General features: G+C 36.5%; 13 protein-coding genes. 7 read left to right on the forward strand and 6 right to left on the reverse strand.

Translation table 11 applies throughout. The features are described 5' to 3' along the window. Positions 1-71: 71 nt before the first annotated feature. Positions 72-2,336 carry an aconitate hydratase gene (locus ACK4R1_RS05685; protein ID WP_409684551.1) on the forward strand — a complete coding sequence of 755 codons (2,265 nt, stop codon included), beginning with the start codon at positions 72-74 and terminating at the stop codon, positions 2,334-2,336. Positions 2,337-2,388: 52 nt separating this feature from the next. Here the strand turns inward: ACK4R1_RS05685 and ACK4R1_RS05690 are convergent, their stop codons facing one another. The 3 genes from ACK4R1_RS05690 to ACK4R1_RS05700 all read right to left on the reverse strand — a co-directional run bounded on the left by ACK4R1_RS05690 (position 2,389) and on the right by ACK4R1_RS05700 (position 5,915). Then, positions 2,389-2,766, reverse strand: coding sequence for a hypothetical protein (locus ACK4R1_RS05690; RefSeq protein ID WP_409684553.1), 378 nt, complete (start codon positions 2,764-2,766; stop codon positions 2,389-2,391). 153 nt (positions 2,767-2,919) lie between these two features. Continuing rightward, complete coding sequence (locus tag ACK4R1_RS05695) at positions 2,920-4,368, reverse strand: glyceraldehyde-3-phosphate dehydrogenase (RefSeq protein ID WP_409684554.1); 1,449 nt, start codon at positions 4,366-4,368, stop codon at positions 2,920-2,922. Positions 4,369-4,520: 152 nt separating this feature from the next. Next, positions 4,521-5,915, reverse strand: a complete 1,395-nt coding sequence (locus ACK4R1_RS05700) for a S1C family serine protease (protein WP_409684556.1) — start codon at positions 5,913-5,915, stop codon at positions 4,521-4,523. Between the two features lie 133 nt (positions 5,916-6,048). Here ACK4R1_RS05700 and dapF point away from each other — a divergent pair, with 133 nt between their 5' ends. The 6 genes from dapF to ACK4R1_RS05730 all read left to right on the forward strand — a co-directional run bounded on the left by dapF (position 6,049) and on the right by ACK4R1_RS05730 (position 10,449). Continuing rightward, on the forward strand, positions 6,049-6,831 hold the full coding sequence (gene dapF, locus ACK4R1_RS05705; protein WP_409684558.1) for a diaminopimelate epimerase: 783 nt from the start codon (positions 6,049-6,051) through the stop codon (positions 6,829-6,831). Positions 6,832-6,854: 23 nt separating this feature from the next. Beyond that, positions 6,855-7,208, forward strand: coding sequence for a four helix bundle protein (locus tag ACK4R1_RS05710; protein ID WP_409684560.1), 354 nt, complete (start codon positions 6,855-6,857; stop codon positions 7,206-7,208). A 20-nt stretch (positions 7,209-7,228) separates the two neighbouring features. Continuing rightward, the gene (locus tag ACK4R1_RS05715) at positions 7,229-7,753 is read left to right on the forward strand and encodes a GNAT family N-acetyltransferase (protein WP_409684562.1); all 525 of its coding nucleotides are present in this window, start codon (positions 7,229-7,231) and stop codon (positions 7,751-7,753) included. Positions 7,754-7,772: 19 nt separating this feature from the next. Then, positions 7,773-8,801 (forward strand): endolytic transglycosylase MltG, encoded by a 1,029-nt coding sequence (gene mltG / locus ACK4R1_RS05720; RefSeq protein ID WP_409684564.1) that lies wholly within the window; start codon positions 7,773-7,775, stop codon positions 8,799-8,801. Between the two features lie 3 nt (positions 8,802-8,804). Beyond that, positions 8,805-9,716, forward strand: coding sequence for a DUF2279 domain-containing protein (locus tag ACK4R1_RS05725; protein ID WP_409684566.1), 912 nt, complete (start codon positions 8,805-8,807; stop codon positions 9,714-9,716). Between the two features lie 97 nt (positions 9,717-9,813). Continuing rightward, positions 9,814-10,449 (forward strand): peptidoglycan-binding protein LysM, encoded by a 636-nt coding sequence (locus ACK4R1_RS05730; RefSeq protein WP_409684568.1) that lies wholly within the window; start codon positions 9,814-9,816, stop codon positions 10,447-10,449. Here the strand turns inward: ACK4R1_RS05730 and ACK4R1_RS05735 are convergent, their stop codons facing one another. From ACK4R1_RS05735 to dnaA, 3 genes are read right to left on the reverse strand one after another with little or no spacing between them, the layout of a single operon-like run. Then, positions 10,450-11,172, reverse strand: coding sequence for an SAM-dependent methyltransferase (locus tag ACK4R1_RS05735; protein WP_409684570.1), 723 nt, complete (start codon positions 11,170-11,172; stop codon positions 10,450-10,452). Next, on the reverse strand, positions 11,169-11,636 hold the full coding sequence (locus tag ACK4R1_RS05740) for a low molecular weight protein-tyrosine-phosphatase (protein WP_409684572.1): 468 nt from the start codon (positions 11,634-11,636) through the stop codon (positions 11,169-11,171). The genes ACK4R1_RS05735 and ACK4R1_RS05740 overlap by 4 nt, the downstream gene beginning before the upstream one ends. A gap of 38 nt (positions 11,637-11,674) precedes the next feature. Then, positions 11,675-13,102, reverse strand: coding sequence for a chromosomal replication initiator protein DnaA (gene dnaA / locus ACK4R1_RS05745; protein ID WP_121311646.1), 1,428 nt, complete (start codon positions 13,100-13,102; stop codon positions 11,675-11,677). Between the last annotated feature and the right edge of the window lie 21 nt (positions 13,103-13,123).

The raw sequence follows: 13,123 nt of genomic DNA on the forward strand, positions 1-13,123 counted from the left end.
TAATCAAAAACTTTTCAGAAGTATAACGTTTTCGTAAATTTGCACAGCAAACAAATTAACCAAAATTTATTATGGCTTTTGATATTGAAATGATTGAAAAAGTGTACGCTACTATGGCTGCTCGTGTTGATAAAGCACGTGAGTTGGTTGGTCGACCACTTACCTTATCTGAAAAGATTTTATATTCACATTTGTGGGAAGGAATGCCTTCTCAATCCTTTACTCGTGGAAAAGATTATGTCGATTTTGCTCCCGACAGAGTGGCTTGCCAAGATGCAACGGCACAAATGGCATTATTACAATTTATGCACGCCGGAAAAAAAACAGTGGCTGTTCCAACAACAGTTCACTGTGACCACTTAATCCAAGCCAAGGTTGGAGCTACAACTGATTTAGCGGTAGCCAACTCACAATCGAAAGAAGTATTCGATTTCCTTTCTTCAGTTTCTAATAAATACGGAATCGGGTTCTGGAAACCGGGTTCAGGAATTATCCACCAAATCGTTTTAGAAAATTATGCATTTCCTGGCGGAATGATGATTGGTACCGATTCACACACTGTAAATGCAGGTGGATTAGGAATGCTAGCCATCGGAGTTGGAGGTGCTGATGCCGTTGACGTAATGTCGGGCATGTCATGGGAATTGAAATTTCCAAAATTAATAGGGGTAAAATTGACCGGGAAATTAAACGGTTGGACTTCTCCAAAAGATGTAATCCTTAAAGTAGCTGATATTCTTACTGTAAAAGGTGGAACAGGCGCTATTGTAGAATATTTCGGTGAAGGTGCAACCAATATGTCTTGTACCGGAAAAGGAACCATTTGTAACATGGGTGCCGAAATCGGAGCAACAACTTCGACTTTTGGTTATGATGATTCCATGAGAAGATATTTAGCCGCAACCGGTCGTCAAGATATTGTGGATGCAGCCGATAAAGTTGCGTCTTACTTAACAGGTGATGCTGAAGTTTATGCAAATCCAGCAGATTATTTCGACCAATTAATCGAAATCAACCTTTCTGAATTAGAACCACACATCAACGGACCATTTACGCCGGACAGAGGGACACCGGTTTCTAAAATGAAAGAGGAAGCCATCGCAAATGGTTGGCCATTAAAAGTAGAATGGGGATTAATCGGTTCTTGTACCAATTCATCTTACGAAGATATGGCACGTGCGGCTTCTATTGTAGAACAAGCAGTTGCTCACGGTATAACTCCAAAAGCAGAATTCGGAATCAATCCGGGATCGGAACAAATCCGTTACACTATTGAAAGAGACGGTATCATCGCGACTTTCGAGAAAATGGGTACCAAAGTGTTTACTAATGCTTGCGGTCCTTGTATCGGACAATGGGATAGAACCGGTGCTGATAAGGGAGAAAAAAACACTATCGTCCACTCGTTCAACAGAAACTTTTCTAAACGTGCAGACGGAAATCCAAATACGCATGCTTTTGTAACGTCACCTGAAATGGTAGCAGCATTAGCGATTTCGGGAGATTTGACGTTTAATCCGCTAACAGATACTTTGTTGAATGACAAAGGAGAAGAAGTAAGATTAAATCCTCCAACAGGCGATGAATTGCCAAAAAGAGGTTTTGATGTAGAAGATGCAGGTTTCCAAGCGCCGGCCGCTGATGGTTCATCAGTTCAGGTAGCAGTTTCTCCAACATCTGATAGATTACAATTGCTTGCTCCATTCGATGCTTGGGACGGGAAAAACATTTCAGGCGCTAAATTGTTAATCAAAGCCTTTGGAAAATGTACTACAGATCACATTTCTATGGCCGGACCATGGTTGCGTTTCCGTGGACATTTAGATAATATTTCAAATAATATGTTGATTGGAGCTGTAAATGCTTTCAATCAGGAAGCTAACAAAGTGAAAAACCAATTAACCGGTGCGTATGATGCTGTTCCTGCAGTTCAAAGAGCTTACAAAGCCGCCGGAGTGCCATCAATTGTTGTGGGTGATCACAATTACGGTGAAGGTTCTTCTCGTGAGCACGCCGCTATGGAGCCACGTTTCTTAGGGGTTAAAGCAGTATTGGTTAAATCATTTGCCCGTATCCACGAAACCAACTTGAAAAAGCAAGGAATGTTGGCTTTGACTTTTGCTAATGAAGCTGATTACGACAAAATTCAAGAGAACGATACTATCAATTTCTTAGATTTAACTGAATTTGCTCCGGGTAAACCGTTAACATTAGAGTTTGTTCATGCCGATGGGTCAAAAGATATTATCTTAGCAAATCACACATATAACGACAGCCAAATAGGTTGGTTTGTTGCTGGTTCTGCCTTGAACCTGATTGCCGCCGGAAAAGCATAATAAGTGAAACTATATTGTATCAAAAAAGCTCAACATTAAGTTGAGCTTTTTTTTATTTTATATTCTTTTTGAAAATTTCTTTGTGACCTGAACACCAACTCACCGATTCATAGTAAAAATCAACGGCAGTTAAATTGTCCTTCTTTTTTATAACACATTTTCCGGTTACATCGGCTTCATCACCGTAAACAGTAATGATTTTATCGCTTTCTAATTTTTTATCTAAATACATATTGTAAATCTTAGTGGCAATCTCTTGACGGATTGTCATTTTTGCATTGAATGTACTTATAATTACTGTTCCGTTTTTGTTTCGGGCTACGTATTCCATCCCGTTGTGACCGTAACTGTAGGTAGTTACTTTTGGCTCTTCATTATCTGAAAAGGCAAAACAAGTCAGTACTAAAAGACTAAAAATGGTTTTCTTCATAAATGTTTGATAATAGGGGCTTAATTTTGACAGGCGAAAAATAGGGATTATTTTGAGAAGGGCAATATTTATTAACAAAAAAATGTTGAAAACAATAAAAAATCCGCTTAATCTAATTTGACTAAGCGGATTCTCTTCGAATTAATAAAACTATTAATAATAAGTATAGCGTCTTACTTTGGCAATATATTTGGCCAAACGAATTACTTGATGACTGTAGCCGTATTCGTTATCATACCAAACATACAATACTATGTTTTTTCCATCATTGGAAACTATTGTAGCATTACTGTCAAAAATAGATGGTGCTGAAGTTCCTACGATATCTGAAGAAACCAATTCATTGTTCAATGAATATTTGATTTGCTCTACCAATTCGCCTTCTAAAGCGTATTTTCTCATGATGGCATTTACTTCATCAACGGAAGTTTCTTTGCCAACTTCTAAATTCAAAACTACTAAGGAACCATTTGGAACAGGTACACGAATGGCATTCGAAGTTAATTTCCCCGCCAAACTAGGTAAAGCTTTCGCAACCGCACTTCCGGCACCGGTTTCGGTGATAACCATATTCAAAGCTGCAGCACGACCACGACGGTATTTTTTGTGCATGTTGTCAACCAAATTTTGGTCATTTGTATAAGCATGAATCGTTTCTAAATGCCCTTTTACCACGCCAAGCGTTTCTTCAACAGCCGCTAAAATAGGAGTAATAGCATTTGTAGTACAAGAAGCCGCCGAAAAAATATCAACGTTATCAGGATTATGATCATTATGATTTACACCATAAACGATATTTGGCACACCTTTTCCCGGTGCAGTCAATAATACTTTGCTTACCCCTTTGGAAACTAAGTGACGTTTCAAAGCTTCTTCAGTTGTGAAAGCGCCGGTATTGTCTATCAATAATGCATCTTCAATGCCGTATTTTGTATAATCAATTTCTTCTGGAGAAGCGGCTGTGATGATGTGAACTGTAGTGCCATTAATAATCAAGGCATTATTGTCAACATCGGCCTGAACAGAACCTTCAAAATCACCGTGAACCGAATCATATCGCAATAAAGAAGCTCTTTTTTCTAAAGAAGAAGCATCATTTCGGTCACGTGTTACAATCGCACGAAGACGCAATTGTTGTCCTTTGCCTATTTTGCTCATCATTTCACGGGCTAACAAACGACCAATTCGACCAAAACCATATAAAACCACATCTTTGGGTTTGATGTTTTTCGAATCTTTAGCATTTCTTAATTTGTCAATAACAAAAGCTCTGGCATCGTGGTATTTGTTGTCTTCTAAATGGTATTCGTAAGTCAGTTTGCCAATGTCAATTCGGGAAGGCGGTAAATCCAAATTCAGTATCGCTCGGGCAATTTCCACCGAATCAAAAACGTTAATAGGCTTTTGAACAAATTCGCCTGCATACTCATGCAAGTTGATAATATCGCTAACATTTCTGTCGATTAATTGGTTTCTGAAAAGAACCAATTCGATAGATTTGTCATACCATAAATCACTGATAATCTTGATGAATTCTACGCCTGCCTTTCGCCTGTCGGCTTGAAATGATAATTCCTTCTCGTATAAAGTGTTGCTGTTCATAAAAAAGAAAAGAGTTTAGTTGTGTTGAAAATTTAAATTTTGCGCAAAAGTATAAAATAGAAGCGTTTCACGAAAACGATTTCGTAATTATTTAACAATAAAAAAAGCCAATCCTTTAACGGACTGGCTTTTCCCAAAAGTAAGTAAGATGATTATTGTATGATGACTTGAATCACTTGTCCCATTCGGTTAATCATTTGAATGTTGACACTACGATTTTCGTCTTTTCTATTCAAAAAGGCAGATATTGTTTCTACATCGGTTGCTTTTACATTGTCTACAGAAAGAATAATATTTCCTTTTAATTGGTCATAATAAGGTTTCAGATTTTCGTTATTGATTTCTTTAATGCGAACACCATAATCAATTCGGTATTTCTTTTTGTCGGCGGCATCAATATTTTCTAACTCTAATCCTTTAAATTCAGTAGTAAAAATGTCATTTTTTATCAAAGTTACCGAAGTGGTTTTGGTTTCGCCATCTCTGACAAAAGTTACTTGTACTTTGTCATTTGGTCTTTTAGTGTTGATGTAACCGGTCAATTCAGCGAATGAACTGATTTTTTGGTTGTCTAATTTTTTGATGATATCACCACTTTTTAAACCTGCTTTTTCAGCGCCTGAATTTTTTGTTATTTTATTGATGTAGAAACCTTCCGTGTCATTGATGCCAAATTCTTTTGAGGCACGACTGTTCAATTCTGATCCTTCAACGCCTAGAATTCCTCTTTGCACGCCACCAAATTCCATAATATCTTCAATGATTTTACGGGTAATATTGGACGGAACTGCAAAAGAATAACCGGCATAACTTCCCGTTGGTGATGAAATCATTGTGTTGATTCCAATTAATTCTCCGCGAGTATTTACTAATGCACCACCGCTATTGCCAGGATTTACTGCTGCATCGGTTTGGATGAAAGATTGAATCCCATTTCTGTTGTCTAAATTTCGGGCTTTCGCCGAAACAATTCCTGCAGTTACAGTAGAATTTAAATTATAAGGATTTCCTACGGCTAAAACCCATTCGCCCACTTTCACTTGATCAGAATCGGCAAAAGTGGAATAAGGTAGTTTTTCATCGGTATTGATTTTTAGTAAGGCAATATCCATTTTAGAATCGGTTCCGATGAGTTTGGCTTTGTATGATTTATTGTTGTTTAAAGTCACTTCTAATTCGGTAGCATCTTTAATCACGTGATTATTGGTTACGATATAACCATCTTCAGAAATAATTACACCCGAACCGGTACCAATTTGCTCTTGCTGTTGTCCGCCACGTTGACCGTAGAAAAATTCCATAATTGGATTAGAAACAGTTCTGACAGTTACATTTTTTACGTGAACCACCGAGTGAACAGCATTGGCAGCTGCTTCGGTAAAATCAACGGCTTCGCCGGATAAACCTACTGTTCTGGTGTTATTATTAGAAGCCATGGTCACAATCGAGTCACGATTACTGCTTCCTTCAAAAAATAATTTGTAAGCTCCAAGTGTTGTGGCGCCACTTAATAAAGAAACCAAAAATAAATTGGATAATCGTTTCATAGTCATTAACATTTAAATTATTTGATAGTAAAATTAAAAACTTTCATTTTTTGGGCAAACACCTTTTAACGCTCGTTTAACAATTTTTAAGTCAATCTTAAATTTTGCTATCTTTGTATCACTTATCACCACTATGAAAATCACATTTAACAAATATGAAGGTACCGGAAATGACTTTGTCATGATTGACAATCGCATGGGCATTTTTCCTAAAACCAATAGTCAACTTATCGAAAAACTATGTGACCGACGTTTCGGTATTGGCGCTGATGGATTGATTCTTTTGGAGAACGATACTGAAACCGATTTCCGAATGGTATATTTCAATTCAGATGGAAACGAAAGTTCTATGTGTGGCAATGGTGGTCGATGTTTGGTGGCTTTCGCCAAAAGTTTGAACGTGATTCAAAATGACACCGATTTTATTGCCACTGACGGTCCGCATCATGCGTCAATTTTTGAAAACGGAATTGTTTCGCTTGGCATGAAAGAAGTAGATTTTATAAAAATTGAAAGTGATTATGTTTTTCTCAATACGGGTTCGCCGCACCATGTGACTATGATAGATGATTTAAAAAACTATGATGTTAAAAACGAAGGCGCAAAAATTCGGTATTCTGATTTGTATGGCAAACCGGGTAGCAATGTGAATTTCGTGAGTCAAATTTCTGAAAATCATTTTGCATTGCGAACGTACGAACGAGGTGTAGAAGATGAAACGTTATCTTGCGGAACAGGAGCAACAGCAGCAGCTATTGCGATGCACGCTATTGGCAAAACAAAATCACACCATATCCATTTAGATGTTCAAGGTGGAAAGCTTGAAGTTTCTTTTGTAAAAGATGGTGATAAATACACCAATGTTTTTCTCAAAGGTCCGGCGACTTTTGTGTTTGAAGGAGAAATTGATTTATAATTACGAATTTATAATTACGAATTATGAAATCTGAAAATGTAGTTCAAACAAAGAGTTATGATTTTGCCTTAAAAATTATAAAAGTTTATAAATACCTAAGTCAAGAAAAAAAGGAATTTGTTTTATCAAAACAGTTGTTGAGAAGTGGAACTTCAATTGGAGCCAATATTGAAGAATCTATTGGAGGTCAGTCTAGAGCAGACTTTTTTGCTAAACTAACAATAGCATATAAAGAAACAAGAGAGTCAAAATATTGGATTAGACTTTTAAGGGATTCTGATTATTTAACAATTCAACAATCGGAAGATTTATTAAATGATATAGAAGAACTATTGAAAATAATTGGTTCTATTCAAAAGTCAGTTCGTAATTCGTAATTTCAAATTCGTAATTTTTTATGACACTTCAAGGAAATACCATCTATTTACGCGCTCTAGAACCCGAGGATTTGGAGTTTATCTATCATATTGAAAACGATGAGTCTATTTGGGAAGTCAGCAATACCCAAACTCCTTACAGCAAGTTTTTAATTCGACAATATCTCCAAAATGCGCATCAAGATATTTATGAAGCCAAACAATTGCGCTTAGCCATTTGTAAAAACGAAACTTCAGAGGCCATCGGTTTAATTGATTTATTTGATTTTGATCCCAAAAATCAACGCGCTGGTGTTGGAATTATTATCCAAAATGAAATCGATAGAAATAGTGGTTTTGGCAAAGAAGCTTTAGGTTTGATTATTGATTATGCGTTTCAGCAATTGCAATTGCACCAATTATTTGCAAATATTGGCGTTGAAAATAAAGTGAGTTTAGCGCTTTTTACTACATTTGGATTCGAAAAAATAGGCATTAAGAAAGATTGGAATTTCAATAACAATCACTTTCATGACGAAGCGCTTTTTCAGTTAATTAAAAAATAAATCTTTAATAATCTCGGTTTTGAACAAAAGTAAACTCTTTAAAATTATAGCTGCTCTTGGTTTAATAGTGGTATTGGTTGTTTATATCAAATTTTTTACTTCAAATACCAATTTTGATAAAGCGGAGGTCTTTGTTGAAATTCCAACCAATTCAAAGTATGAAGATGTATTAAGAATCATTTCGCCTTATGTTAAAAATATGAGCGATTTCGAATTTATTGCCAGTCTTCGTTCTTATCCGAAAAATGTAAAAGCCGGAAGATTTTTAGTAAAGAAAGGAATGAGCGCATTTCAATTGGTTGCTACTATGCGGAGAAATGTACCGGTTAAATTGTCTTTTAACAATCAAGAAAGATTAGAAAATTTATGCGAACGCATTAGTGCCCAAATTGAACCTGATACAACAAAATTATTGGCGACTTTCCGTGATTCGACCTTTCTGGAAAAAAATGGGTTCACCAATGAGAATGTTTTTGCCATGTTTTTACCTAATACTTATGAGTTCTATTGGAACATTTCCGCTGAAAAATTCAGAGATAAAATGTTAGACGAATACAATAAGTTTTGGACCAAGGAAAGAATTGCTAAGGCAACTGAAATAAATTTAACTCCGGTGCAAGTAATCACTTTAGCCTCAATCGTTCATAAAGAAACGGTGAAGAAAAGTGAAAGACCTACCGTAGCCGGCGTTTATTTAAATCGCCTTAGAGACGGAATGAAATTACAAGCTGATCCAACGGTGATTTATGCTTTGAAACTAAGAGACAATGATTTTGAGCGAACAATAAAAAGGGTTTTGTACAACGATTTATTTATAGTTTCTCCATACAATACTTATCAAAATCTAGGTCTGCCACCCGGGCCAATTGCTATGCCTGATGTAGATGCAATTGATGCGGTTTTAAATCCTGAAAAACACGACTATATTTATTTCTGCGCCAGTGTGGAGAAATTTGGATACCACGAATTTGCTTCTACCATTACCCAACACAATGTGAATGCTAAGAAATATTCCGATTGGTTGAACGCTCAGGGAACCAAACGTTAATCTTTGAAAAAGCAGCATTACATAATCCTGTTTTTATGCTGCTCGAGTTTGATTTGGGCACAGAATTCTATTGAGCGTTTTTTTAAACCTTCTGATACTTTAAATACAACCCGACTCAAATCGGTTGTCATTTCCGAAGTTGTGATTGGCGCAACCGCTTTAATTGGTTTGAACCAAGTTTGGTATGCTGAATATCCGCGTTCAGAATTTCATTTTATTAATGACAATGCCGAATGGCTGCAAATGGATAAAGCCGGCCATGTTTTTTCTGCTTATCATTTGGGAAGTTTTGGTGCCAATGCTTTAAAATGGGCTGGTTCCAGTAGAAAAAGTCAATTGATTTATGGCTCAACTTTAGGTTTAGCTTTTTTGACAACGGTTGAGGTTTTTGATGGTTATTCCGCGAATTGGGGTGCATCTTTAGGCGATGTGATTGCTAATGTTTCCGGAACGGCATTGTTTGTTTCGCAAGAATTGTTGTGGAAAGAGCAGCGAATTGTGCCTAAATTTTCTTTTCATACTACGCCTTATGCTTCTGTAAGACCTGAAGTTTTGGGTAGTTCTTTACAAGAACAAATTCTAAAAGATTATAACGGTCAAACTTATTGGCTTTCTGCTAATATTCATTCGTTTGCTAAGACTTCCAAAATTCCGAAATGGTTAAATGTTGCCATCGGTTACGGAGCCGAAGGCATGATTACAGGAAAGGATGAATTCGTCAACACCGTTTTCTTTCCGGAAAGTAAAAGATACCGTCAATTTTATCTTAGTTTTGACCTCGATTTGACCAAAATCGAGACAAAATCTCATTTCGTTAAGACAATTTTAACAGTTTTTAATTCGATTAAAATTCCGGCTCCAACGTTTGAAATCAGGTGTTTAGGTAAGTCGAAAATGCATTTAATCTATTTTTAGAGTAGTTTAACTGCTTGATATTCAATTTTATAAATTTAGTTGTATATTTGCACCCGGTAATTTCATGTCGGTGACAGCGCTTGAGAAATAACAATTAATGATAAAAAAAGGAATTTTTTACACATCAATCCTACTAGTAGTAGCTTTTATAAGCTCAGGTTTTAAACCATACAATTCCCAAATCAACTTCGGTTTCCGTGTTGATAAAAATGAAAGACTTTTATACGTTTTTCCATCTGAAAACAACATAGATTATTTTAGCTTGGATGTTCCATTCAAAGCAAAATATTTTATTGGCTACAAAGAAGCTATTGCACACAAAGAATCTCAAGGGAAATACAAAAAAGTCAATACTTTAGGGTATTTAGGTAAATACCAATTTGGTGTTGAAACACTAAAAACAATTGGAATACACGATAGCGTTGCTTTTTTGAACAACCCAAAACTTCAAGAAAAAGCATTTATCGCCTTACTTTCTAAAAACAAATATGAGTTGAGAAAGTACATCAATGATTTCGAAGGCAAAATAATTGATGGTGTTATGATTACCGAATCCGGTATTTTAGCTGCGGCGCATTTGGGCGGAACCGGTTCAGTGAAACGTTTCCTTAATTCCAGAGGTGCGAAAAAATGTAAAGACGAATACGGAACTTCTGTGAGAACCTATCTTAGAGATTTTGGTGGATTTGAAACGCATGCAATCAAAGCCATCAAGAATGCTAAAGTAGAATAATTACAATTTATGAATAATAAAAATAGTAGGTCGGTTGTGTAAATCGACCTTTGTTTTTTTCCAATCTGCCACGCGAAGCGTTTTAATATACTCAGTTGGCAAAGTGATGTCGGTAGCAATACATAAAAGAGTATTGGGCTGTAAGGCTTGTAAAATATCCTCTATCAACTTATTGTTTCTATAAGGCGTTTCAATAAAAATTTGGGACTGATTTTTATCGTGGGATAACTTTTCAAAGTTTTTTAGTGCCGATTTCTTTTCTCCTTTGTCAATGGGCAAGTAGCCGTTAAAAGCGAAACTCTGTCCGTTCATTCCCGAGCCCATCATGGCCAATAGGATAGAAGATGGTCCAACCAAAGGAATCACTTGAATGCCTTTTTCATGAGCTAGCTTAACAATTACTGCACCGGGATCCGCCACTCCGGGACAACCGGCTTCACTCATTAAACCTACGTTAACCCCGTTTAAACAAGGTGCAATCATGGCATTGTGTTCTGAAACTTCGGTGTGTTTATTGAGTGCAGATAGTTGTAAACTTGACTGAACCTTTTCAGGATTGACAGACTTGATGAATTTTCTAGCTGTTTTTTCGTTTTCTACGATGTAAGTGTCAATAAAATCGATAGCTCTTTTTACGGATTGTGGTAAAACATCATCCGGATTCATTTCGCCCAAAGTGGTTGGAATTAAATATAGTTTTCCTTTAAGACTTGGTGAGTTCATGAGTGTTTTTCCATCAGTTTTTTAGCCAAGATATCGCAAGTTTCGTCCAGCATTTCATAAACCATGTCAAAGCCGTTTTGTAAACCGTAATAGGGGTCGGGAACGTCAACATTTTCTCCTGGAAATAAATGGTTCAATAACATGTCTACTTTTGCTTTTTGGGCTTCTGTTTTGGCTAACTCAATTACATTGTCATAATTTGAACTGTCCATGACATAGATATAATCAAATTCGTCAAAATCTCTTGAAGTGAATTGTCTGCCTTTTTGTTTGGTAATGTCCAAACCGTTTTTTTGAGCCACCAAAATAGAACGTTGGTCAGGTTGCTTACCAATATGGTAATTGCCTGTTCCGGCAGAGTCAACGATGAATTTGTCTTGAGGAAGTTTAGACGCAAGTAGTCCTTCTGCCAAAGGTGATCGGCAAATGTTCCCTAAACAAACCATTAAAATTTTAACGGGCATATTCTTTTTCTAAGCTACAAACTTAGTCAAAAAGCAAATTATAGTGATAATTTTTTGTGAATATCTTCCACAAATTTTTTGAACTGCTTGTCAGTAGAAACTAAGTTGTCAACGGTTTTACAAGCGTGTAAAACGGTAGCATGGTCTCTGTCGCCAATCTGGGAACCAATGTTAGCCAAAGAAGATTTAGTAAACTTCTTAGCAAAGAACATCGCCAATTGTCGGGCTTGAACCACATGACGTTTTCTGGTTTTTGACTGTAAAGTATCTACATCTAATTGGAAATAGTCTGAAACCACTTTTTGGATATAGTCAATAGAGATTTCGCGTTTGACATTTTTAACGAATTTTTCTACCACACTTTTTGCCAAATCCAAAGTCACTTCTTTTTTGTTGAAAGAAGATTGGGCAATCAAAGAAATGATAGCGCCTTCTAATTCTCTCACATTAGATTTGATGTTTCTGGCAACATATTCTACAATCTCTTCCGGCATTTCAACGCCGTCACGGTATAGAATATTTTTTAGGATAGAAATTCTGGTTTCGTAATCCGGTTGGTGTAACTCTGCAGACAATCCCCATTTGAAACGCGACAACAAACGTTGTTCGATGTCTTGCATGTCAACCGGTGCTTTGTCTGAAGTTAGGATTACTTGTTTTCCGTTTTGGTGTAAGTAATTAAAGATATGGAAGAATACATCCTGCGTTCCTGATTTTCCGGAAAGGAATTGAACGTCATCAATAATCAACACATCGATTAACTGGTAGAAATGAATAAAATCATTTCTGTTATTTTTCTTAACCGAATCAATATATTGTTGTGTGAACACTTCAGCAGAAATATAAAGGACAGTTTTTTCAGGGTATTTGTCTTTGATTTCAACACCAATAGCATGAGCCAAATGGGTTTTCCCCAAACCAACGCCACCAAAAATTAATAATGGGTTGAATGAAGTTCCGCCAGGTTTATTAGCTACTGCCATTCCGGCCGAGCGCGCTAAACGATTGGAATCGCCTTCAAGGAAATTGTCAAAACTGTAGTTTGGATTTAGTTGCGACTCTATTTTTAAATTTCTGATACCCGGAATTACGAAAGGGTTTTTCAGTTCGGGATTCAGGTTTTTAAACGGAGCGTCAACGTCTTGTGATTTTATTGGACTGCGGTGCGCACTTGGCAATTGTTCCGTAAACGGTTGTTTATTGCCATAAGTGTTTTCCATTTTGATTTTATAGAGTAACTTTGCGTTTTTTCCGAGTTCTTTGGTTAACGCTACCTTCAATAATTTAACGTAGTGTTCTTCGAGCCATTCGTAGAAAAATTTACTAGGCACTTGAATGTACAAAGCGTTGTCTGTAAGTTCAACTGACTTAATCGGTTCAAACCAAGTTTTGAAAGCTTGTTCTTGAATATTGTCTTTTATGAACTCAAGACAGTTTTCCCATACCGATTGCGCAGTTTTGCTCATATTTGGTTAAAAATTATAGTA

Source organism: Flavobacterium sp., assembly GCF_046293665.1.
Classification (GTDB): Bacteria; Bacteroidota; Bacteroidia; order Flavobacteriales; family Flavobacteriaceae; genus Flavobacterium.

Bases quoted from the DNA above. Each gene is read 5' to 3' on its own strand.
- ACK4R1_RS05700 (WP_409684556.1), bottom strand. From the start codon at position 5,915: ATGAAACGATTATCCAATTTATTTTTGGTTTCTTTATTAAGTGGCGCC.
- ACK4R1_RS05695 (WP_409684554.1), bottom strand. From the start codon at position 4,368: ATGAACAGCAACACTTTATACGAGAAGGAATTATCATTTCAAGCCGAC.
- ACK4R1_RS05690 (WP_409684553.1), bottom strand. From the start codon at position 2,766: ATGAAGAAAACCATTTTTAGTCTTTTAGTACTGACTTGTTTTGCCTTT.
- ACK4R1_RS05735 (WP_409684570.1), bottom strand. From the start codon at position 11,172: ATGAACTCACCAAGTCTTAAAGGAAAACTATATTTAATTCCAACCACT.
- ACK4R1_RS05740 (WP_409684572.1), bottom strand. From the start codon at position 11,636: ATGCCCGTTAAAATTTTAATGGTTTGTTTAGGGAACATTTGCCGATCA.
- dapF (WP_409684558.1), top strand. From the start codon at position 6,049: ATGAAAATCACATTTAACAAATATGAAGGTACCGGAAATGACTTTGTC.
- ACK4R1_RS05685 (WP_409684551.1), top strand. From the start codon at position 72: ATGGCTTTTGATATTGAAATGATTGAAAAAGTGTACGCTACTATGGCT.
- ACK4R1_RS05715 (WP_409684562.1), top strand. From the start codon at position 7,229: ATGACACTTCAAGGAAATACCATCTATTTACGCGCTCTAGAACCCGAG.
- ACK4R1_RS05710 (WP_409684560.1), top strand. From the start codon at position 6,855: ATGAAATCTGAAAATGTAGTTCAAACAAAGAGTTATGATTTTGCCTTA.
- dnaA (WP_121311646.1), bottom strand. From the start codon at position 13,102: ATGAGCAAAACTGCGCAATCGGTATGGGAAAACTGTCTTGAGTTCATA.
- ACK4R1_RS05730 (WP_409684568.1), top strand. From the start codon at position 9,814: ATGATAAAAAAAGGAATTTTTTACACATCAATCCTACTAGTAGTAGCT.